Source organism: Pseudomonas sp. MF4836 (assembly GCF_002018875.1).
Taxonomy (GTDB): Bacteria; Pseudomonadota; Gammaproteobacteria; order Pseudomonadales; family Pseudomonadaceae; genus Aquipseudomonas.
The window spans coordinates 46128-68669 of the sequence record NZ_MVOL01000007.1 but is presented as its reverse complement, the minus strand read 5'-3'; the positions used below and the strand labels follow the sequence as shown (position 1 = coordinate 68669).

At 65.2% G+C, this 22542-nt stretch carries 16 protein-coding genes; 6 read left to right on the top strand and 10 right to left on the bottom strand.

Annotated elements, in window-relative coordinates; translation table 11 throughout:
* Position 1 precedes the first annotated feature (1 nt).
* The 4 genes from MF4836_RS17460 to MF4836_RS17445 form a co-directional block, all read right to left on the bottom strand.
* Entirely contained in the window at positions 2-835 is an 834-nt protein-coding gene (locus tag MF4836_RS17460) for an AraC family transcriptional regulator (RefSeq protein WP_078471310.1), read from the bottom strand.
* A 124-nt stretch (positions 836-959) separates the two neighbouring features.
* The gene (locus MF4836_RS17455) at positions 960-3440 is read right to left on the bottom strand and encodes a TonB-dependent siderophore receptor (RefSeq protein ID WP_078471309.1); all 2481 of its coding nucleotides are present in this window, start codon (positions 3438-3440) and stop codon (positions 960-962) included.
* Between the two features lie 106 nt (positions 3441-3546).
* Positions 3547-4542, bottom strand: a complete 996-nt coding sequence (locus tag MF4836_RS17450) for a FecR domain-containing protein (RefSeq protein ID WP_078471308.1) — start codon at positions 4540-4542, stop codon at positions 3547-3549.
* A gap of 3 nt (positions 4543-4545) precedes the next feature.
* Positions 4546-5088, bottom strand: coding sequence for a sigma-70 family RNA polymerase sigma factor (locus tag MF4836_RS17445; protein ID WP_078471307.1), 543 nt, complete (start codon positions 5086-5088; stop codon positions 4546-4548).
* Positions 5089-5256: 168 nt separating this feature from the next.
* On the opposite strand from MF4836_RS17445, the gene MF4836_RS17440 reads away from it, so the two are divergent.
* Both MF4836_RS17440 and MF4836_RS17435 read left to right on the top strand, forming a co-directional pair.
* Entirely contained in the window at positions 5257-6615 is a 1359-nt protein-coding gene (locus MF4836_RS17440) for an XAC2610-related protein (RefSeq protein ID WP_078471306.1), read from the top strand.
* A gap of 113 nt (positions 6616-6728) precedes the next feature.
* A complete protein-coding gene (locus tag MF4836_RS17435; RefSeq protein ID WP_078471305.1) occupies positions 6729-8828 on the top strand; it encodes an EAL domain-containing protein in 2100 nt (699 codons plus the stop codon).
* Positions 8829-8838: 10 nt separating this feature from the next.
* Here MF4836_RS17435 and MF4836_RS17430 read toward each other — a convergent pair whose 3' ends face one another.
* On the bottom strand, positions 8839-11310 hold the full coding sequence (locus MF4836_RS17430) for a hypothetical protein (RefSeq protein WP_443217357.1): 2472 nt from the start codon (positions 11308-11310) through the stop codon (positions 8839-8841).
* A gap of 257 nt (positions 11311-11567) precedes the next feature.
* On the opposite strand from MF4836_RS17430, the gene MF4836_RS17425 reads away from it, so the two are divergent.
* From MF4836_RS17425 to MF4836_RS17410, 4 genes are all read left to right on the top strand, one after another.
* Positions 11568-11825, top strand: a complete 258-nt coding sequence (locus tag MF4836_RS17425) for a transmembrane sensor/regulator PpyR (protein ID WP_078471548.1) — start codon at positions 11568-11570, stop codon at positions 11823-11825.
* The gene (locus tag MF4836_RS17420) at positions 11812-12984 is read left to right on the top strand and encodes an NnrS family protein (RefSeq protein WP_078471303.1); all 1173 of its coding nucleotides are present in this window, start codon (positions 11812-11814) and stop codon (positions 12982-12984) included. The genes MF4836_RS17425 and MF4836_RS17420 overlap by 14 nt, the downstream gene beginning before the upstream one ends.
* A 114-nt stretch (positions 12985-13098) precedes the next feature.
* The gene (locus MF4836_RS17415) at positions 13099-14067 is read left to right on the top strand and encodes a GGDEF domain-containing protein (RefSeq protein WP_078471302.1); all 969 of its coding nucleotides are present in this window, start codon (positions 13099-13101) and stop codon (positions 14065-14067) included.
* A gap of 57 nt (positions 14068-14124) precedes the next feature.
* The gene (locus tag MF4836_RS17410; protein WP_078471301.1) at positions 14125-14724 is read left to right on the top strand and encodes a SagB/ThcOx family dehydrogenase; all 600 of its coding nucleotides are present in this window, start codon (positions 14125-14127) and stop codon (positions 14722-14724) included.
* Positions 14725-14933: 209 nt separating this feature from the next.
* Here MF4836_RS17410 and MF4836_RS17405 read toward each other — a convergent pair whose 3' ends face one another.
* The 5 genes from MF4836_RS17405 to MF4836_RS17385 are packed head-to-tail and all read right to left on the bottom strand — an operon-like array spanning position 14934 to position 22318.
* The gene (locus tag MF4836_RS17405; protein ID WP_078471300.1) at positions 14934-16544 is read right to left on the bottom strand and encodes an ABC transporter ATP-binding protein; all 1611 of its coding nucleotides are present in this window, start codon (positions 16542-16544) and stop codon (positions 14934-14936) included.
* 1 nt (position 16545) lies between these two features.
* Positions 16546-17565: an ABC transporter permease gene (locus MF4836_RS17400; protein ID WP_020296098.1), complete on the bottom strand. Its 1020-nt coding sequence runs from the start codon at positions 17563-17565 to the stop codon at positions 16546-16548.
* 1 nt (position 17566) lies between these two features.
* Positions 17567-18640, bottom strand: a complete 1074-nt coding sequence (locus tag MF4836_RS17395) for a microcin C ABC transporter permease YejB (protein WP_078471299.1) — start codon at positions 18638-18640, stop codon at positions 17567-17569.
* A 1-nt stretch (position 18641) separates the two neighbouring features.
* Positions 18642-20492, bottom strand: coding sequence for an extracellular solute-binding protein (locus MF4836_RS17390; protein WP_078471298.1), 1851 nt, complete (start codon positions 20490-20492; stop codon positions 18642-18644).
* Complete coding sequence (locus MF4836_RS17385; RefSeq protein ID WP_078471297.1) at positions 20489-22318, bottom strand: extracellular solute-binding protein; 1830 nt, start codon at positions 22316-22318, stop codon at positions 20489-20491. The genes MF4836_RS17390 and MF4836_RS17385 overlap by 4 nt, the downstream gene beginning before the upstream one ends.
* Positions 22319-22542: the final 224 nt, after the last annotated feature.

Sequence of the window (22542 nt, the reverse complement as noted above, 5' to 3'; positions counted from 1 at the left end):
GTCAGGCGCGGTACTGCCCGGGCGTCGCTGACAGGTGCTGCTTGAACGCGCGTTGCAGGTGGGCCTGATCGGCAAAGCCGGCTTCGGCGGCCACTTCGGCGATCGCCGCGCCCTGGCGCAGCCGCAGGCAGGCGAGTTGCACCCGCTGGTTGACCAGGAAAGCGTGGGGCGTCATGCCGTAGTGCTGCTTGAACGCACGGTTCAGGTAAGACGCCGACAGCTCCGCGGCCTGGCAGATATCGTGCATTTTCAGGGCGCGGGTACAGTTGTCGCGGATGTAGTCGGCGGCGCGTTCCAGCTTGTGCCTGGGCTCGGGCAGCGGCGCGCAACCGGGCTCGAGGTGCTGGTGCAAGGTGCGGAAAAAATCCGCGACCTGCTGCTGTTTGTCCAGGCTCGACAGCTGTTCATCCAACAGCACGGCATAGAGCTGGTTGACCCGGGCAAACAGCTGCGGGTCGTTGCTCAACGGCGTGGAATAGGGCTGGAAACCCGGGCCCTGGCTGAACCCTGTCTGTTGCTGCAAGGCCGTCAGCCAAGGGGTGTCGACATACAGCATGCGGTACGACCAGGGCTGGTCCTCGATCGGGTTGCAGGCGTGCACCACGCCTGGGTTGATCAGCACCACGCTACCGGTGCTGACGTGAAAGGTGCGGTGCTCATGCACGTAGGTGCTGTGCCCGGCGGTGATGGTGCCGAAGGAGAATTGTTCGTGGGAGTGCCGGGCATAGCAGGCCTTGCGGCCATCGGCGATGGCCCGGGCCTCGATAAAAGGCAAGGCTGCATCGCGCCAGAAATGGGGTGCCTGGTCGAAGTGCTGGGCGCCTGACGGCTTCATCGCGGGGCTTCCTTGGGGCGGGCCGGGGTGAACGAGTGTCAGGCGCCGGCCCGGCCGGATCAAGTGTTTTCAAACCTGTAGCCGCTGCCGAGCTTCGCCGGCTCGGCAGCGGCTACAGGTCAGGTCAGAAATCCCATTTGGTGGTCAGTTGCAGGCTGCGGGGTTCGCCATAGAAGCCGGTGCTGAAGTTGCCAATGCCGGTGTAGTACTTCTTGTCGAAGAGGTTCTTCACGTTGAGGGTCGAGCTCAGGTGCTGGTTGAACTGGTAGCGGGCCATGGCGTCGACCAGGAAGTAGCCGTCCTGGGTAAGGCGTGAGTCATGGCCGCCGTTGACCGTGTCGTTCGGGTCGGGCTGGAACACATTGCCGTAGAACTCGCTCTGCCAGTTGACGCCGCCGCCGATGGTGAGTTTCTGCAGGGCGCCGGGCAACCGGTAGCTGCTGAACACCCGGGCCACCTGCTGCGGCGCGGTGCTGCGCAGGACCGAGCCATAGACATAGTCGTTGTTGACGTCGCGGGTGTGGTTATAGCTGTAGCCGGCGCTGAGGTTCCAGCCTTCCAGCAGCTCGCCGGCCAGTTCCAGTTCGAAGCCCTTGGTGGTGGCGCCCTCGGCGGCGCGGTAGATGGCGTCGGTGCCGAAGCCGCTGACGATCTGCGCAACGTTGTCCTGCTCGATCCTGAACACGGCGAAGCTGGCATTGACCCGGCCGTCCAGGTACTCGGCCTTGATCCCGGCCTCGTAGCTGTCGCCTTCGATGGGGTCGAGGACCTGCCCGCTGGCGTCCTTGCTCATTTGCGGTTGATAGATATTGGTGTAGCTGGTGTACACCGAGTACGTGTCGTTGAGGGCATAGACCACGCCCGCGTAAGGCGTCACTACCCCGGTCTGGTGGTAGCCGGTGCGCATGTCGGCCTGGGCCGGGTCGTAGAAGTCGGTGAAGTCCGAGGCTTTGAAGTCACTGATCCGCCCGCCCAGGATCAGCGACAGGTCGTCGGTGGGTTTCAGCCGGGTGGCGAGGTAGGCGCCGGTCTGGCGTTTGCTGATCTTGTCGCTGCCGGCGCGGGGAATATCCGGCTTGGCGAACTTGCCGTTCCAGTCATAAATGCTGCTGCCGAGCAGCGGGTACACCGAACCGTAGACCGGGTCGTTCTGGCGCGCGTTCATCGAGGTGAAACCGGCGATCAGCTCATGTTCGCGGCCGAGCAGGGTGAAGGGGCCGCTGAGGTTGATGTCGATATTGTCCTGGGTCTGGTCACCGACGAACTTGCCCATGTACATGAACATGCCGTCACCGGTGGCCGCATCCGGGTTGCCGCCGCTGGCCGAGCCGAGCAGGGTGTCGTGCTCGCGGTGCTTGCGGTCGTAGCTGACTTTGAGTTTCCAGTCGTTGGCCAGCTTCTGTTCCAGGGACGCGAACAGGGTCTGTGTCTGGAAGTCGCGGCGGCTCCAGTCGGTGCCGGGGTTGAAGGAGCGCGAGAAACGGGTGCGCGAGCCGTCGCTGTTGTACATCGGGAAGCCGGTCCAGCTGGCACCGCGAGAGCGGGTGTTCTGCTGGTACATGCCGAAGGTCAGCAGGGTGTCGGGGGTCAGGTCCATTTCCAGGACGCCGTAGGCGATGTCCTTGGTGTTCTGGTAGTGGTCGAGGTTGGATTGGCGTTCCTGATAGACCCCGACAAAGCGCCCGCGCACGTTGCCGCTTTCGGTCAGCGGGCCGGAGATATCGCCCTCGCTGCGGTAGTTGTCCCAGGAGCCGACGGTACCGGTGACCGAGGCCTTGAAGTCCCGGGTCGGGCGTTTGCGGATCAGGTTGACCGTGGCCGATGGGTCGCCCGAGCCGGTCATCAGGCCGCTGGCGCCCTTGATGATTTCGACCCGGTCGAAGGTCGCCATATCGGTGCTGGTGGTGCCGTAGTCGTAGACCCCGTCGTAGGTCGAGTTGACCCCGTCGTACTGGAAGTTGGTGATGGGCATGCCCCGGGTCGAGAACTCCCAGCGCTCGCTGTCGTAGTTCTGCACGCTGACCCCGGGGGCGCGACGCAGCGTGTCGGCAATGCTGGTGGCGCCCTGGTCATCCATTTGCTGGCGGGTGATCACGGTCACCGACTGCGGCGTTTCGCGCAGGGACAGGGCCAGGCCGGTGGCCGACGACGTGGCGCCGGTGGTGTAGGACTGGGTGCCCTCGGTGGTGGCGCCCAGGCCCTGGGCCGAGACAGTGGTGGCCCCCAGTTCCACGCGCCCACTGCCCTCGGGCAGGCTCTGCAGCACATAGCCGCCGCTGCTCAGGGGCTGTGCTTGCAGGCCGGAGCCCTGGAGCAGGCGCTGCAAGCCTTCAGCGACGCTGTAGTTGCCGCTGAGCCCGGCGCTGCGCTTGCCCTGTGCCAGCTCGTTCTGCCCGGCGAGGAAGATCCCGGCCTGTTCGCAGAAGCTGTTGAGTGCCGTCACCAGCGACCCCGGGGCAATGTTGAAGGCGCGGGTCTGGTGTTCACTGGCGGGCGCTTCGGCGGCCTGGGCCGGCAGGGGTGCCAGGCACAGCAGGGCGGCGGGGATGGCCAGGGCCAGGGGGCGCAACGGGAAGCGCAAACGCAGGGTGGTGGGTGACGGCATGGGGGTCCCTTTGGATCAATTCGATCGGCAATGTGAGTGCTGCTAAGGGGTTAACCGAAGCAAACATCGAAAAGGGAACCGCAGGTCAAAAAAAATCTTCAGGCGCTCATGCCCTGGCTTCGAGGCTGACCCACCAGGGCGCCAGGCGCCGGACCCGGATCGGCAGCGCGGCCTCCAGCAGACGCAGGGCCTGATCGCTGTCGTGCAGCGGGAACGAGCCCATCACCGCCAGGTGCGCAATGGCCTGATCGCAGCCCAGGTGCCCGCTGCGGTAATGCCCAAGCTCTTGCACCAGTTGCCCCAGGGCCAAGTTGTCGGCCAGCAACAGGCCTCGGCTCCAGGCTTCGCGGGCGGCGCTGGCGTGCTGACTCGGGCCCAGGCTGCAGCGGTCGAAGGCCAGTTGCCGGCCGGCCTCGACCACCTGCACCTGGCCACCGTCGGCGGTGCGCACCTCGACCGCCCCGGCATACACATTGAGCAGGGTGCGTTGCGGCTCCCGGCGCACACTGAAGCGCGTACCGAGCGCGCGCATCTGCCCGTGCTCGCTGTGCACCAGGAAGGGCCGTTGCAGCGCATCCCGGGCGGTGTCGATCAGCACTTCACCCAGGTGCAGGCGCAGCAGGCGTTGCTGCGGGTCGTAGCGCACGTCCAGGGCGCTCAAGGCATTGAGCCAGATCCGGCTGCCGTCGCTGAGCAGCGCTTCGCGGGTTTCGCCGGTGCCGGTGGTGTAGTCCGAACTCCAGCGGCTCAGGGCATCGGGCAGCGCGGTGCCGCGCCAGGTGCCCCAGCCCAGCAGGCTGGCGCCGCCGAGCAAGAGCAGGCCACGCATACTCTGGCGGCGTGACAGCCCCGCGCGAGCGCCGTGGCGCAGGGCCTGGCTGGCGGCCTGTTGTTCGCCGGCGACCTGCAGTGGCGCAAAACGCTGGCTGACCCGCTCCACGTAACACCAGGCCTGCTGGTGTTCCGGGTTCTGTTCGATCCACTGCTGCCAGCGCTGGCGCTCGTGCTCGGTGGCCTGCGGATCGTGCAGCTGCACGAACCATTGCGCGGCCTGTTGCAGGCTGGCGTGGCTCAGGGTGCCGCGCCTGGCTTCATTGGCCATGGGTCATTGCACCAGCAGGCCGTCGAGCTCGGCTTCGAGCATCGCGCAGTGCATCAGGGCCTGGGCCAGGTATTTCTTGACCATGCGTTCGCTGACGCCGATTTCCACGGCGATGGCCTTGTAGGGCATGCCGTGCAGTTGCGCGAGGACAAAGGCGGCGCTGACCCGCTGCGGCAGGCGCGCGAGCATGGCATCCACTTCGTACAGGGTCTCGATGATAATCGCCCGCTGCTCCGGCGACGGTTGCAGTGGCTCGGGGCGCGCGGCAAGGGCCTGCAACCAGGCCTGTTCCAGTTGCCGGCGGCGCCAGTGATCGATGCACAGGCCACGGGCAATGGTTGCCAGGTACGAACGCTGGTGCACCACGCAGGCCAGCACCGGCGGGCGCTTGAGCACCCGGACGAAAATGTCGTGGGCCAGGTCGGCGGCGTCGCAGGCGTTGCTCAGGCGACGGCGCAGCAACTCGTACAGCCAGCGATGGTGGGTGCTGTAGAGGGTCTGGACCAGGGCGGTATCGGGGGGCAGGGGTGAAAGCACGATGTCCATCCGGCGTGGGGGCGCCTTGGGTGCAAATAGGAATTGATCGCGATTTAAGCAAAAGGGTCAGTCCGGTGCAAATGATATTGGTTTGCTTTTGCATCGGGTTCGTTTCAGTAACCGGTGCTTGCCGTTAAACTGCGCGCCCCCGATTGTTTTGCAAGGATGCCGCTCCCCATGTCTATCCGCCCCGTGCTGGTGGTTGCCGGCCTGCTGCTGGCCACTGCGGCCGCCGCCGAGCCGCTGGTGTATCAGTTGACTGACCCGGCGCAGAAATACCGCGTCGAACTGCGTTTTGCCCAGCCCCCGGCCGACAGCTACGAATCGGCGCCGGCCACGGTCAGCCTGCGTGACAAAACCAGTGGCGAACTCCTGCAAACCCTGGATTCGCCTGCCGCTTATGCCACCCTCAAGCAGGACGGCAGCCTGTCCACCGGGCAGGCGCCGATGTACGGCGACCAGAGCGCGCTGTTTTTCGATGACTTCAACTTTGATGGCGAACAGGACCTGGCCCTGCGCAATGGCAGCGAGGGCGGTTATGGCGGGCCGTCCTACGATGTCTACCTGTTCGACCCCGGCACCCGGCGCCTGCAACTGAGCCCGGCGTTTTCCGACCTGACCCGTAATGGGCAGTTGGGCATGTTCGACACCGATCGCCAGGCCCAGCGCCTGCACACCTGGTCCAAAAGCGGCTGCTGCTGGCATCAGGACGCCAGCTGGAAGGTGGAAAACAACCTGCCGCTGATGGTCGAGGAGCGGATCGAGCAGGGCTACACCCCAGCGCCCGAGGAGGGCTTCATGCCCCGGGGTTATTTCAACGTCACCTACCGTGCCCTGGTCGACGGTCAGTGGCAGGAGCATTCACGACTCGAGAGCCCGGTCAGCGAGGCGCCGCAAGTGTTCAGGGGCACCCTCGAGGGCAAGATTCCGGTCGAGCTCTGGTGGCAGCGCCAGGGCGAAGTGCTGGTGGGCGAAGTGCGTTATCCCAGAGGCGGCAGCGGCCAGCCGATCCTTCTGGTGGGGGGCGACTATGAGACCGGCAGCGTGACCCTGGTGGAGTCCGGCAGCCATGGCGAGATCACCGGCACCTGGTATGTGCAGACCGAAAACAACCCGCAGGGCAAGCGTGAGGCGGTCTGGGTCCAGGGCGCGAAGCGCTTTAACGGGATGCTGCAGGAAACCCCTGGCAAGGTCGCCGAGGACAAGCTCGGGCCGGTGGCCGATGAGCAGCGCAGCGGACGCTACCTGATGCGTGACGCTGCCGAACAGCGCAGCGCCGAGTTGATCCTGACCCTGGTGCCCGGCACCGAGCCCCATGCCCTGGGCAGTGTCGATGTGAGCATGCGCCTTGAACGCCCCGGCGTGGCGCCGCTGCTGATGCAGCAACGGGTGCCGCTGACCGCCAGCAACCTGGCTATAGTCTGGGACCCGCAAACCCGGCGCGGCTACCGCTTGCAGTTGCTCAAGGGCGCGCTGCTGATGTCGGGCAACTACGAGTACCGCGACTTGCGCGGGACCTACGTCAAGCAGCCCTGAGCCACGAGGAAAATAGCCCTTGCGGGTCGGTGTTTCTTCAGTGTTAGCTTCACTCTCGGCAGCTTTCGAGCAGGCCAGCGCTTGTCCGGGTGTTGCAAGGGAGGGGTAACCAGATGCCGAAAACCCTGTTCAGGCTGTTCTTCACCCATCGCCTGGCGGCCCTGGCGGGCGCCGAGTCGTTGCGGGCGATTCGTGAAGGGTTGTTGTGGTTGCTGCCTTGCCTGCTGGTCTCGGCCAGTTTTCTGATCCTGGCCCAATGTGCCCGCGCCCTGGGCCTGCCGGTGCAGGTGTCGGAGATGTTCGCCGGCCTGCATACCCAGATCAACTCGGTGCTACCGCTGCTGGTGGCAACGTCCATCGGCTACATGTTGGCCATCCGCTACCGCTTGCCGCAATTGCCCGTGGCCCTGCTGTGCCTGGCCCATGTGGTGATCGCCAGCTATCTGTTGCGTGATTACCCGTTGGCGGCGGCGACCTTCGTCCTGTTCATCGCCATCGCGTCGCCCCTGGTCACGGTGCCGATCATTGCCTGGCTGCACCGTCGGCGCTGGACCCGCCTGGTGCACGAAGACCTGGTGGGCTACAACCTCAAGGGCACCATCAATATGGTGCTGCCGGGGGCGGTGACCGTGCTGCTGCTGGTGTGCGTGCTGCAATTGCTGCTGCAGATTCCGCAGTTCGCCTACATGCAGCAGCCCATGAGTCTCGGCTCGCTGGACAGCCCCTACCGCAGTGCGGCCTTGCTGACCTCGGCCAATTCGATCCTGTGGTTTTTCGGGATTCATGGCTCGTACGCCATGCAGCCACTGTTCGACGTGATGGACCAGGCCGTGGCGATGAATGCCAGCGACCTGGCCGCCGGGCAACCGGTGCGCTTCGCCCTCAACAGCGGCCTGCTGGGTTGCTTCGCCTTTATCGGGGGCTCGGGCGGATCGCTGGCCCTGGTGCTGGCCATCCTGCTGTTTTCGCGCAATCAGTCGATGCGCCTGCTGGCGGTGGCGAGCCTGCCGCTGTCGCTGTTCAACGTCAACGAACTGTTGCTGTTCGGCTTGCCGATCATCCTCAATCCACGCCTGCTGGTGCCTTTTGTGCTGGTGCCGATGGTCAACGCCACCCTGGCGCTGGGCGCGGTGCAACTGGGCTGGGTGGCGCCGTCGGTGGCCACGGTGCCGTTCACTGCACCGGTGCTGCTCAATGCCTATCTGAGCACTCAGGGCGACTGGGGCGCGGTGTTGCTGCAGGTGGTGCTGCTGGGCCTGGGCACCGTGATTTATGTGCCCTATGTACGCGCGATTCAGCGCCAGAGCGCGGAGAACGCCAAGGTCTACCTGAGGACCTTCGACACCACCTTTCACGGCCTGGAAGAAAAGGGCCGTCTGTTCGAACTCGATCCGGTGGTGGCCTCCTATAAGGCCGCGGCCCTGCGCGCCCATGCGTTCTCCCGGGTGCAGCAGCTCAGCGAGTACGAGTTCCACCTCGAGTACCAGCCCCAGGTGTCCCAGCGCACGGGGCTCTGCACCGGCTGCGAGGCGTTGCTGCGGGCGCGGGATCGCGGCGGCAGCGAGCAGTCGCCCTGGGAACTGTTGCAGTGGCTGGGCCAGGCCAAGCTGATGGCGGATGTGGACTTCTGGGTCGCCTCTCAGGCGGTGCGCCAGCACCTGAGTTGGCAGAAAAGCGGTTTCGAACTGCCGATCACGATCAATATTTCCGGCGCGACCCTGGCCTCCGCCGAGCACAGCGAACGCCTCCTGGAAATCCTCGCCCGGGCCCAGGGCCGGGTCTCGGTGGAGGTCACCGAAGATGCGCTGGTGGGCGATGTGCTGATCACCCAGCGCCTGATCGGCAAGCTGCATGCCATGGGTGCTCGGTTTTATATCGACGATTTTGGCACCGGCTTTTCCGCCTTGAGTTACCTGCATCAGTTTGCCGTGGACAGCATCAAGATCGACCGCAGTTTTGTCCTCGCCCAGCACGAAGCCAAGGGCGCCCAGGTGCTCAATGGCCTGTTGCGGTTCTGCGAGACCCTGGACCTGGGAGTGGTGGTCGAAGGCGTCGAAACCCGCGAGCAACTGGACTTTCTACAGTCCAGCTCGGAGCTGATCATCCAGGGCTGGTACTTCAGCAAGGCCTTGCCGGCGGCGCAGATCCCCCAATTTGTGATCGACACTGCGCAGCGCGTGCAGGCCACGCGCCGACCGTTGACCGAAGGCTGAGGAAGCGGCCTCAGCGCCGGGCGGCGGGGCCGGTAAAGTCGATGCAGTCCGGGCGCGGCAACGCTTGCCAGGCCTCCAGGTCGGCCTGATCGGCGGCGCGCAGCCACAGGCCGTGATGCTCGATCAGCGGCTCGGCGGGCAGGCTCAGCAACTGGGCCAGGTCGAGCTTCAGCAGGTGGCCGGAATCGCTATCGCGCTCGGGCTGCCAGTCCCGTTCAAACAGGCGAACACTCAGGCGGTCGCCGACAAACGCTTCGAACTGCGGCCGGTTGTGCAACGGCTGCGCCGCGATGCGCAGGCTGCGCTCGCGCACATCGAGCAGCAGCAACTGCCAGCCCCGGCCGTTTTGATCGCGTCCCTGGGTCTCGCTCAACAGGCGGGTCAGTGCCAGGTAGCGCCCGTCCCCGGACCAGATCATCGACGGCGCCAGGTCCTTCAGCGCGCAACCCGAGGCCGTCAGCAGGTGCCCGCCGAGGCGCGGCATGCTCGGCCGCAGCCAGCTGTCGGCGTACTCGGTCTGGCAGCCGAACAGCCAGGCGGCATCCTCCCCGCCAGGGCTGGGCTGGATGAAATCGCCGTCGGCCACCGCGGCTTGCGGGCGCTGCACTCGACGCCAGTCCGGCAGGCGCTGCAGGTGTCCAGCTTCGATCTGCAAGGTCGCGACCTGGTAGTACAGGCGTGAGTCCTCGCGGTAACGGCAGAACGACGCGGCGGTTTCGGCAGGGCCTGCCGGCTGGTTGCAGCGCTGTAACGGGTGGCTGTGCAGCGACTGGTCAAGGCGTCCGGCAATCAGCGCCAGGCTCAGGCGGGCATCGCGAAAATCGAGGATTCGCGCCGCGAGCATGGGCGGACCTGGGATCAGCCGACGCTGTTGCACATCCGCCACCAGCACCTGGCCGGCCACCGCTGGGGCCTGGGTAAAGGGCAGCAGGGCCAGGTAGCGCTGGCAGGTGGATACCCGGTGGTCGAGCAGCCAACTGCCCGGCAGGCTCCAGTCGCCGATCTGGCACTGGTAGCCGCCGAGGCCGTCCGGGTTGTCGCTGAGCCAACTGAAGCGAGCCCGCACCTCGTCGAGCAAGGGCTGGGATTCGATCTGGGCGCTGCCGCGCTGGCCCTGGCTGTCCAGCGGCAGCACCAGGCGGATCCGCGCCAGGGGCAGGTCGGCGACCTGGACCCGGCCCAGGGCGTCATGGCCGACCTGAGTCTGGGTGTCGCCGTGGATGCTCTGCAGTTGGTAGCCGTAGGTCCCGTAGTCCGGCTGGGCGCAGTCGAGGTAGGCGTCGAAGCGCAGGTGCTGATGGTCCAGGGCCAGCAGGCTGTACCAGTAGAAGGACGGCTCCTGCGGGCTCGCCTGCCAGGGCTCGGGCAGCGCCCGCCAGCCCCGGTCGAGTTGCCACAGCCAATAGCCGCGGGTGTCGCTGGCCGGGTCGTCGGCCAGGCAGGCAAACCCGTCGCCGGCCGCGCTCCACACCCGCGGGCTGTCGGCCCCGAGCAGCAGGCCGGAAGGCTGGCCGTCGAGGCTCAGGTGATAGCGGGGGCTGCGCAACGGCTCCAGGGGTCGCTCCAACGTGCGCAGGCTGTCAGGCAGGGCAATCTGCCCCGTCAGGCTGTGCTTGCCCTCGGGGCTGTGTTCTTCCAGCCCGACCCGGGCCACGGCCTGCTGCCAGGCGCCGGGCTCGAGCCACAGGTCGGCGATCGGCACCAGGTCCACCGCCCGCGCGCCCTGCAGCAAATCTTGCAGCGGGTCCTGGCGCGTGCCGTTGTCCACCAGCGGGCTGTAGCGACCGCCGAGGCCCGCTGCATCGAAGCGATCGAGTTCCCAGAACTCACTGTGGGCGCAGTGATAGACCCGGCGCTGCTGGCGGTCGAGTATCACCAGCCCCCAGTTCTGGCGCGACGGCACTGGGGCGGCGAAGTAGCGCCCGTCCTCGCTGAAGCGCGCCGAGGCGCCCAGGCCCTCCAGCAGCACACCATCGGGGAACAGGTAGTCGCAATAGGTCGGGCCGCCCATGGCGATTTCACCCTGGTTGAACACCCGGATCGGCTCGCCTTCCGGGGTCACTTGCGGTTCGTTGCCGCCCCAGGCGCTGGGGCCGGAGCCGCCGTTGTCGCCCTGGGTGACGCGGGCCAGGCCCAGGCGCCGCTCCAGACTGCTGATAGCCGCCATCCCGGCAACGATGCTGACAAACGCCGCGGCAATGTCCCAGTACGCCGGCAGCGCCCGGCCCAGGCTGAACCCCAGGCCGAACACCGCGCTGATCAGCAGACGGATCCAGCCCTGGGCCAGGGTGCTCCAGCCCAGGCGCGCGCTGAGCCAGGCCAGCAGTGCGCAGCTGGCGACCACTAGTAACGCCAGGGGCGGCGGCAGCAGGGTGACAAAAAAGATCGGCAGCAGCAGTGCCAGCAATTGCCAGAGCAGCTGCAGCAACAGGCGGCCCAGGCTTTTTTCGGCACTGACGGGAGCGGGACGGTTAGCCACCAGGAGACATCCTTGTGCGCAAGAGGGGACGGCGCCCAAGGGGGCGGGCGCTAATCGGGCAAATCTACGCCTTTGGCGCAGAAAAAGGCAGCCTGGCTTTATGGGTCATTATGACTGCGTAGATAGTCATAAGGACTTCGAAAATAAGATGTCATTATGACTCGAATGATTTTATCTAGCTGAATTTAAAGGCGTTATTGGTTGGCATGAATACTGATACTACAAGGCTATATCCGAAGCGCTGTCGAGGAGTATCCATGATGATCCGTGACTTCAGTTCACCGCAGCAGGTCCTGCAGCTGTCGAGCAAGGTGCTGGCCCTGGGCGCGTTGTTATTGGTGGTGGGCGTGTATGGCGCCTATTTCTATTCGGGGCCGGCGCCGATTGGCGCATTGGTGTCCCTGCACACCCTGGTGATTCTCGGGCCGACCTTGCTCAAGGTCGGTTATGTCATGCGTTTACTGGCCCAGCGCCGGTTGTACGCAGAGCAGGGGAGTGCAGCCTGTGTCATGGCGTAAGTCTTACCTGAGCTGGACCGGTCGGCCGCTGTGGAGCCTGGGCTTTCGCCCGTTTTTTCTCGCCGGGGCCGGCTTTGGCTGCATCGCCCTGGCGCTCTGGGGGATGTGGCTGTACGGGCGTTTGCCCGGCGTGCAGCCGCTGGGCGGGATGCTGGCCTGGCATCGACACGAGATGCCCTTTGGTTTCGCCACGGCGATCATTGCCGGTTTTCTGCTGACCGCGGTGCCGAACTGGACCGGGCGCCCCGGCATCAGCGGCGGGCCGTTGTTCGGGCTGTGGCTGGTCTGGCTGGTGGCGCGCCTGGCGTGGTGGCTGCCGTTGCCGGCTCCGCTGCTGCTCGGGCTGCAAGGGCTGTTTTTACCGCTGCTGGCGTGGGTCCTGGGCCGTGAACTGGTGGCCGCCGACAAACGCGACAATTACCCGATCGTCGCGGTGCTGGGGCTGTTGGCGCTGTGCCAGGGCCTGACCCTGTGGGGCATCGCCGAGAATGACCTGGCTTATCAGCGGCGCGGCGTGCTGGCGGCCCTGTGGCTGGTGGCGGCGCTGCTCAGTGTGATTGGCGGGCGGGTGATTCCGTTCTTTATCCAGCGCGGCCTGAACCGCCCGGCCAGCCCGGCGGACCGCCCCTGGACCACGCGCCTGCTGTTGATCACCACGTTGCTGCTGGCGCTGTCCATCGGCCTGGGCCTGGGTGAGCTGCCGACGCCCTGGCTGGTGCTGCCCTATGGTTTGCTCCTGGTCTTGCACGTGCGGCGGCTGTGGCGTTGGCATGACCGCGGCCTGTGGCGCGTGCCGCTGTTGTGGTCGCTGTACTCGGCCTATGCCTGGCTGGCCCTGGCGGCGCTGGCGATGGGGCTCTGGCACCTCGGTGTATTGCCGTACCAAAGCCTGGCCAGCCATGCCCTGGCGGTGGGCGGGTTGGGCGGTCTGGTGCTGGCGATGATCGCCCGGGTCAGCCTGGGGCATACCGGGCGCCCCCTGCGCGCGCCGATAACGGTGGTGATCGGCTTTGGCCTGATGCTGCTGGCGGCCTTGTGTCGGGTGCTGCTGGTGCCGTTCAACGGCTGGGCGCTGGGGTTGTCGGCGGCCTTGTGGTGCGCGGCCCTGGCTTTGTTTCTGCTGAGTTACAGCGGGTTGTTGCTCAAGCCCAGGCTTTGAGCCTTGAGGTGCCTGGAGGGCGGACGTCGGCGGCGGATCGGTAAAACGGTTGGGAGTGAAAGGGGGCGGTGGTCTACGCTAAGCAAAAAAGTTAGCCGCCCAATGGAGTTCGCGATGTTGTCCCCAGCCAAGCCCGCCAATGAAGCTGCGCGGGTGAAGACCCTACATGCATTGAAGCTGCTCGATACCGAGGCCGAAGAGCGTTTCGACCGGCTGACCCGCCTGGCCAAGCGCCTGTTCGGCGTGCCCATTGCTCTGGTCAGCCTGGTGGACAGCGAGCGCCAGTGGTTCAAGTCCTGCATGGGCCTGGAGGCCAGTGAAACCTCGCGGGATATCTCATTCTGCGGGCATGCGATTCTCGGCGAGCAGATCCTTTTGGTCAGCGATGCCGAGCTCGACGACCGTTTCCATGACAACCCACTGGTGGTCGGCGAGCCGGGGATTCGCTTCTACGCCGGCTGTCCGCTGACCGTGGCCGATGGCAGCAAGCTCGGCACCCTGTGCCTGATCGACGTCAAGCCACGGGATCTCGACGACGAGGAGCGCGGGCTCCTGCGCGACCTGGGACGCATGGCCGAGCAGGAACTGGCGGCGGTGCAGATGGCGAGCATGGATGAGCTGACCCTGCTGTCCAACCGCCGTGGTTTCGTGGCCCTGGCCCGCTATGGCCTGGCGGCATGCCAGCGCCTGGCCAAACCCGCGACCCTGCTGTTTTTCGACCTCAACGACTTCAAGCAGATCAACGACACCTACGGCCATGCCGAAGGTGACATGGCACTCAAGACTTTCGCCGATGTGCTGCGCATCGCCTTTCGCGAAAGCGACGTGATCGGCCGCCTGGGTGGCGACGAGTTCGTGGCGCTGCTGACCGGTTCCAACCATATCGAGACCTCGGCGATCATGGCCCGCCTGCAAGAGATCCTCGACGAGCGCAACACGACCCTGCAGCGCGGCTACGACTTGCGCTTCAGCGTCGGCCTGGTGGAGTACGACCCCGAGAGCCAGCAGAGCGTCGAAGACCTGCTGGCCGAGGCGGACAAGGCGATGTACGTGCACAAGCAGGCGCTGCGCAAAAAACTTTGATCGGGGCCTTGGCGAAGCTGTTAACGTCAGGCTCTTTTTCAGCCTGGAAGACGCCCCATGGATGCCCGCGCCAGTGACCTGCTGCACAGCCTGTTGTCGAACCGACGCAGCCAGCGCGATTTCAGTGACCAGGGCCTGGCCCTGGCACAGCTGAACTCGATCCTGCTGGCCGGCCAGGGCAACACCTCGCCCGACGGCAAGCGCGGCGCACCTTCGGCGCATGCCTTGCATCCTCTGCGCCTGCGGGTGATTGCCCGGCGCGTGGAGGGCCTCGCCCCCGGTGTCCACGACTTCGACAGTGCCTCGGCCACCCTGCATCAGGTCGGCCCGGCGTTGAGCCCGGGCAGCCTCAACGCCGCGGCCCTGGGCGATGAAACCTGGCTGGAGCAGGCCGCCGCCGTGGTGGTGATCATCGCTGACCGCGAGTTGGCGATCCGGCATTTTGCCGAGCAGCAGGCCGATGGCCTCCGGGGTGCGCGCTACGTGGATTTCGAGGCCGGCGCGGTGACCCAGAACATGTACCTGGCCGTGACGGCCGTCGGATTGGGCGCGGTGGTGGTGATGGGCTTCGATGACCTGTCGATGAACGCCACCCTGGGCCTCACAGGCAGCGAGGCGGCAGTGGCGTTGTTTTGTGTTGGGCAGCCTCGGCGCTAGGTGAATAGCCACCCAGGGGCGAGGGAGCAAGCTCGCGTTCGGCCGCTTAGCGGTCGCAAGGGGGTGCACTGCGTCGGGTCAGATGCGTCGAGGTGGTAGGGATTGGGCCCGCTGCGCGGGCCAGCGGGAGCAAGCTCCCTCGCCACACAAGGGCAGCATTGCGCTACCCATTAACGGGTTTCGCTTAACGCTGTGGCGAGGGCGGGGCCTTATTCGGCTCCATCGGGCACCAGAAACGCGGCTTCCAGCAACTGCCGGGTGTAGGGGTGTTGCGGCGCGGCGAAGATGTCCCTGGCGTCGCCCTGCTCCACCACCTGGCCGTGCTTGATCACCATCAGTTGATGACTCAGGGCCTTGACCACTGCCAGGTCATGGCTGATGAACAGGTAGGTCAGGTTGTATTTGCTTTGCAGCTTGCGCAGCAGCTCCACTACCTGGCGTTGCACGGTGCGGTCCAGGGCCGAGGTCGGTTCGTCGAGCAGGATCAGCCGTGGCTTGAGCACCAGGGCCCGGGCAATGGCGATGCGCTGGCGCTGGCCGCCGGAGAACTCATGGGGGTAGCGATTGCGGGTCTCGGGGTCGAGGCCGACTTCCTTGAGGGCGTCGATGATTGCCTGTTCCTGCTCGGCCTCGGTGCCGATCTTGTGGATGCGCAGGCCTTCGCCAACGATCTGGCTGACGCTCATGCGCGGGCTGAGGCTGCCGAACGGGTCCTGGAACACCACCTGCATTTCCCGACGCAGCGGGCGCACCTGTTGCTGCGACAGGCTGTCCAGCGCCTGGCCTTCGAAGCGAATCCCGCCCTTGCTGCCGATCAGCCGCAGGATGGCCAGGCCCAGGGTCGATTTGCCCGAGCCGCTTTCGCCGACGATGCCCAGGGTCTGGCCCTGGGGCAGGCTGAAATTGATGCCGTCCACGGCCTTGACGTAGTCCACGGTGTTGCGCAGAAAGCCTTTCTTGATCGGGAACCAGACTTTCAGGTCGTCGACCTCCAGCAGTGGCGGCCCGACTTCGTTGCCGGCCGGGATGCCGCTGGGTTCCGCCGCCAGCAACTCCTGGGTGTAAGGGTGCTGCGGCGAGCGGAACAGCTCGGCGCACGACGCCTGCTCGACAATCCGCCCGCGCTGCATCACGCACACCCGGTGGGCGATGCGCCGCACCAGGTTCAAGTCGTGGCTGATCAGCAGCAACGCCATGCCCAGGCGGGCCTGCAATTCCTTGAGCAGTTCGAGGATCTTCAACTGCACGGTGACGTCCAGCGCGGTGGTCGGCTCGTCGGCGATCAGCAGCTCCGGCTCGTTGGCCAGGGCCATGGCGATCATCACCCGCTGCCGCTGGCCGCCGGAAAGCTCGTGGGGCAGGGCCTTGAGCCGCTTGTGCGGTTCAGGGATGCCCACCAGCTCCAGCAGTTCCAGGGTGCGTCGGGTCGCGACCTTGCCGCTCAGGCCCTTGTGCAGGCCGAGCACTTCATTGATCTGCTTCTCGATGCTGTGCAGCGGGTTGAGGGAGGTCATGGGCTCCTGGAAGATCATCGCGATCCGGTTGCCGCGGATATGGCGGAGGGTCTTCTCTTTCAGGGTCAGCAGGTCCTGGCCGGAATAAGTGATGGTGCCGGAGGGGTGGCGCGCCAGGGGGTAGGGCAGCAGGCGCAGGATCGAGTGCGCGGTCACCGACTTGCCGGAGCCGCTTTCGCCCACCAGGGCCAGGGTTTCGCCGCGCTTGATGTCGAAGCTGATGCCTTCGACCACCCGTTGCTGTTGCTCGCCGACCACAAATTCGACGGCGAGGTCGCGGACTTCGATCAGATTGTCCTGATTCATCTCATTTCCTCGGGTCGAAGGCATCGCGAGCGGACTCGCCGATAAACACCAGCAGGCTGAGCATGATCGCCAGCACGGCAAAGGCACTGATGCCCAGCCACGGAGCCTGCAGGTTGGATTTGCCCTGGGCCACCAGCTCGCCCAGGGACGGTGCGCCCGGGGGCAGGCCGAAGCCGAGGAAGTCGAGGGCGGTCAGGGTGCCGATGGCGCCGGTGAGGATGAACGGCATGAAGGTCATGGTCGAGACCATGGCGTTGGGCAGGATATGGCGGAACATGATCGCGCCGTTCTGCATCCCCAGGGCCCTGGCCGCGCGCACGTATTCCAGGTTGCGCCCGCGCAGAAACTCGGCGCGCACCACGTCCACCAGGCTCATCCAGGAAAACAGCAACATGATCCCCAGCAGCCACCAGAAGTTGGGCTGCACGAAACTGGCAAGGATGATCAGCAGGTACAGCACCGGCAGCCCGGACCAGATCTCCAGGAAGCGCTGCCCCACCAGGTCGACCCAGCCGCCGTAGAAGCCCTGCAGGGCGCCGGCGATCACGCCGATGATGGAACTGAGCACGGTCAGGGTCAGGGCGAACAGCACCGAAATCCGGAAGCCGTAGATCACCCGGGCCAGCACATCGCGGCCCTGGTCATCGGTGCCCAGCAGGTTGTCCGCCGAGGGCGGTGCCGGGGCCGGGACCCGCAGGTCGTAGTTGATGCTCTGGTAGCTGAACGGGATGGGCGCCCAGAGCACCCAGGCATCCTTGGCCGCCAGCAGCTCGCGGATATACGGGCTCTTGTAGTTGGCTTCCAGGGGAAATTCACCGCCGAAGGTGGTTTCCGGGTAGCGCTTGAGCGCCGGGAAGTACCAGCTGTCGTCGTAATGCACCACCAGCGGCTTGTCGTTGGCGATCAGCTCGGCGCCCAGGCTCGCGCCAAACAGGATCAGGAACAGCCACAGCGACCACCAGCCACGCTTGTTGGCCTTGAAGCGCTCGAAGCGCCGACGATTGAGGGGGGACAGTTTCATCTCAATGCTCCCGGCTTTCGAAGTCGATGCGCGGATCGACCAGGGTGTAGGTGAGGTCGCCGATCAGTTTCACCACCAGCCCCAGCAGGGTGAAGATGAACAGGGTGCCGAACACCACCGGGTAATCGCGGTTGATCGCCGCTTCAAAACTCATCAGGCCCAGGCCGTCGAGGGAGAAGATCACTTCCACCAGCAACGAACCGGTGAAGAAAATCCCGATAAAGGCCGAGGGGAAGCCGGCGATCACCAGCAGCATGGCGTTGCGGAACACATGGCCGTACAGCACTTTGCGCTGGGTCAGGCCCTTGGCCTTGGCGGTGATTACGTACTGCTTGTTGATCTCGTCGAGGAAGCTGTTCTTGGTGAGCAGGGTCATGGTCGCGAAGTTGCCGATCACCAGGGCCGTCACCGGCAGGGCCAGGTGCCAGAAGTAGTCGAGGATCTTGCCGCCCCAGCTCAACTGGTCGAAATTGTTGGAGGTCAGCCCGCGCAAGGGAAACCAGTCGAAGTAACTGCCGCCGGCGAACACCACGATCAGCAGGATGGCGAACAGGAACGCCGGGATCGCGTAGCCGACGATGATCGCCGAGCTGGTCCAGACATCGAAGTGACTGCCATGACGGGTGGCCTTGGCGATCCCCAGAGGGATCGACACCAGGTACATGATCAAAGTGCTCCAGAGCCCGAGGGAGATGGACACCGGCATCTTTTCCTTGATCAGGTCCACCACCTTGGCATCGCGAAAGAAGCTGTCGCCGAAATCCAGGGTCGCGTAGTTCTTGATCATGATCCACAGGCGTTCCGGCGCCGACTTGTCGAAGCCGTACATCTTCTCGATTTCCTTGACCAGGGCCGGGTCCAGGCCCTGGGCGCCGCGGTAGCTGGAACCGGCCACCGAGACTTCGGCGCCGCCGCCGGCAATGCGGCTGGTGGCGCCTTCGAAACCTTCGAGCTTGGCGATCATCTGCTCCACCGGCCCGCCGGGCGCGGCCTGGATGATGACAAAGTTGATCAGCAGGATACCCAGCAGGGTGGGGATGATCAGCAGCAGTCGACGAACAATGTAGGCCAGCATCTTATTGCTCCACGCCGGCCGGTTGGGCCGGGTCCTGGCTGCTTGAGGTCACGGCGGGCTTGGCGTCGGGCTTGATCCACCAGGTGGCGGTGCCGATGTCGTACTTGGGCGAGACCTTGGGGTGGCCGATATGGTCCCAGTAGGCCACGCGCCAGGTCTTGATGTGCCAGTTGGGGATCACGTAGTAGCCCCATTGCAACACCCGGTCCAGGGCGCGGGCATGGGCCACCAGGCTCTGTCGCGAGTCGGCGTTGATCAGGTCTTCGACCAGGGCGTCGATGGTCGGGTCCTTGAGGCCGATGAAATTGCGGCTGCCCGGCTTGTCGGCGCTGGAGGACTGCCAGAACTCGCGCTGCTCGTTACCCGGCGAGTTGGACTGGGGGAAGCTGCCGACCACCATGTCGAAATCCCGCGAGCGCAGGCGGGTGATGTACTGGGAAACGTCGACCCGGCGGATCACCAGGTCAATCCCCAGGTCGCTGAGGTTGCGCTTGAACGGCAGCAGCACCCGTTCGAACTCGGTCTGTGCCAGCAGGAATTCGATCACCACCGGCTTGCCCTGGGAGTCGACCATCTTGTCGTCGACGATACGCCAGCCGGCTTCCTGCAGCAGCTGGTAAGCCTGGCGTTGCTGGGCGCGGATCATGCCGCTGCCGTCGCACACCGACGGCTCGAAGGCTTCGCTGAAGACCTGGGCCGGCAGCTTGCTGCGCAGCGGGCCGAGGACTTTCAGCTCTTCGGCATCGGGCAGGCCGGTGGCCGCCATCTCGGAGTTTTCAAAGTAGCTGCGGGTGCGGGTGTAGGCGCCGTTGAACAGCTGCTTGTTGGTCCATTCGAAGTCCAGCAGCAGGCTCAGGGCCTGACGCACCCGCACGTCCTGGAACACCGGGCGGCGGATGTTGTAGACAAAGCCCTGCATGCCGGTGGGGTTGCCGTTGGCGATCTGCTCCTTGATCAGCCGGCCGGCGGCGACGGCGGGGGTGTTGTAGGCGGTGGCCCAGTTCTTCGCGCTCATCTCCAGCCAGAAGTCGAATTGCCCGGCCTTGAGCGCCTCCAGGGCCACGGTGTTGTCGCGGTAATAGTCGGTGGCCATGACATCGAAGTTGTAGAACCCCCGGTTGATCGGCAGGTCCTTGCCCCAGTAATCCTTGACCCGCTCGTAGCGGATCGAACGCCCGGCCTTGACCTCGGACACCTTGTACGGGCCGCTGCCCAGGGGGATCTCCAGATTGCCCTTGGCGAAATCGCGATTTTCCCACCAGTGCTTGGGCAGGACGGGCAACTGGCCGAGGATCAGCGGCAACTCGCGGTTGTTGTTGTGCTTGAACTTGAACAGCACCCGCAGCGGGTCCTCGGCCACCACTTCGGCGACGTCGGCGTAATAGCCCCGGTACAGCGGCGCGCCGGATTTGATCAGGGTCTGGAAGGTGAACACCACGTCCTCGGCACGTACCGGATGGCCGTCATGGAAGCGCGCCTCAGGGCGCAGGTAGAAGCGCACCCAGCTGTTGTCCGGGGCTTTTTCGATCTTGCCGGCGATCAACCCGTACTCGGTGAAGGGCTCATCCAGGCTCTGGCGCATCAGGGTGTCGTAGATCAGGCCGATATTGTCCGCCGGCACGCCTTTGTTGATAAACGGGTTGAGGCTGTCGAACGCGCCGAAGCCGGCTTCGCGGAAGGTGCCGCCCTTGGGCGCATCCGGGTTGACGAAGTCGAAGTGCTTGAAGTCGGCGGGGTATTTCGGCGGTTCGCTGTACAGGGTCAGGGCGTGTTGCGGGGCGGCCTGGGCCAGGCAGGCCAGGGTCGAGAGCAACAGGCCGCTGGCCTGCAGCAGTGCGCGCATGGTCATCATTGGGCTTTCTCCGAAGACTTCAGCCACCACGCGCTCAGGCCCAATTGGTAGGGCGGCGTGGTGACGAAGGCGAACCGGTTGCGGTACGCCAGGCGATGATAATTGAGGTACCAGTTGGGAATGATGTAGTGCTGCCACAGCAGCACCCGATCCAGGGCCCGGCCGGCGGCCAGTTGTTCGTCGCGGGTCTGGGCGGCGAGCAGTTGTTCCAGCAGGTGATCGACGATTGGATTGGCGATGCCCGCGTAGTTCTTGCTGCCCTTGACCCCGACCTGGCTCGAATGGAAGTACTGCCATTGCTCAAGGCCGGGGCTCAGGGTCTGGTTGAGGGTCATGAGGATCATGTCGAAATCGAACTGGTCCAGGCGCTGCTTGTACTGCGCCCGATCCACCGTGCGCAGGCGTGCATCGATGCCGATGCTGGCGAGGTTCTCGATATAGGGCTGCAGGATCCGCTCCAGGTTCGGATTGACCAGCAGCAACTCGAACCGCAGCGGCTGGCCCTGGCTGTTGACCAGGCGCTGGCCATTGAGCTTCCAGCCGGCTTCGCCGAGCAGGTTCAGGGCGCGGCGCAGGGTATCCCGGGGAATGCCGCGGCCGTCGGTCTGGGGCAGGCTGAAGGGCTGGGTGAAGAGCTTGGCCGGCAATTGCTCGCGGTACGGCGAAAGCATCAGCCACTCATGGCCGACCGGCAGGCCGCTGGCCGAGAACTCGCTGTTGGGGTAGTAGCTCGTGGCGCGCTTGTAGGCGCCGCTGAACAGGGTGCGGTTGGTCCATTCGAAGTCGAACATCAGCCCCAGGGCTTCGCGCACCTTGACCTCGGCGAAGGTGGCACGCCGGGTGTTCATGAACAGGCCCTGGGTCTGGGTCGGAATCTGGTGCGCAACCTGGGCCTTGATCACATCGCCGCGATTGACTGCCGGAAAGTTGTAGCCGTTGGCCCAGTTCTTGGCCTGGTGCTCGATGTAGATGTCGAACTCGCCGGCCTTGAAGGCTTCGAAGGCCACGTCGCTGTCGCGGTAGAACTCGACTTCGACCCGGTCGAAGTTATTGAAGCCCCGGTTCACCGGCAGGTTCTCGCCCCAGTAGTCCTTGACCCGCTCGAACACCAGTTGGCGGCCGGGCTGGACCCGGGTGATGCGATACGGCCCGCTGCCCAGGGGCGGCTCGAAGGTGGTGGCCTTGAAGTCCCGACCCCTCCAGTAGTGCTGGGGCAGCACCGGCAGCTCGCCCATGCGCAGGATCAGCAAGGGGTTGCCGGCGCGCTTGAACACAAAGCGGATCCGCAGCGGGCCGAGGATGTCGACCCGTTGCACTTCCTGCAGGTTGGTGCGGTATTGCGGATGGCCTTCCTTGAGCAGGACCCGGTAGGAAAACGCCACGTCCCGGGCGGTGATGGGCGTGCCGTCGTGGAAGCGCGCTTCGGGCCGCAGGTTGAACACCACCCAGCTGCGGTCCTCGCTGTATTCGATGGAGCGCGCGATCAGGCCGTAGCTGGAAGTGGGTTCGTCGCCGGAAGGGGCATACAGGCCGGTGCCGACCATCAACGGCTCATTCAGCTCGTTGACCCCGTATTGCAGGAAGTTGGGGGTGGTGACCGGGCTGGTGCCCTTGAAGGTGTAGGGGTTGAGGGTGTCGAAGGTGCCAAAGGCCATGACCCGCAAGGTGCCGCCTTTGGGCGCTGCGGGGTTTACCCAATCGTAATGGGTGAATTTGGCCGGGTACTTGAGCGTGCCGAACTGCGCATAACCATGACTTTCGGTGATCGTTGCGCTTGCGGGAAAGCTCAAGGCCAGACTGATTAGGAGCAGGAGGAGGGGACGCATCAAGTCAGAGATCCGATCCAGGCGGCTTGGGCTTTGTGCTCGGTACAGTAACAGCTTGTATCAGCAGGAAAAAGGCCGTTGTAGCGGGCTTTCTAAGGCTTGGACAGGGGGATGGGGCGGGTGAGGCTTTCTGTTGCCGGGGAACCTGCTCGCGCGGGCTGCTGTAGCCGCTGCCGAGGCACGAGGCTGCGCTGGTCGCCATGAGCGCCGTGCAGCCTCAGACA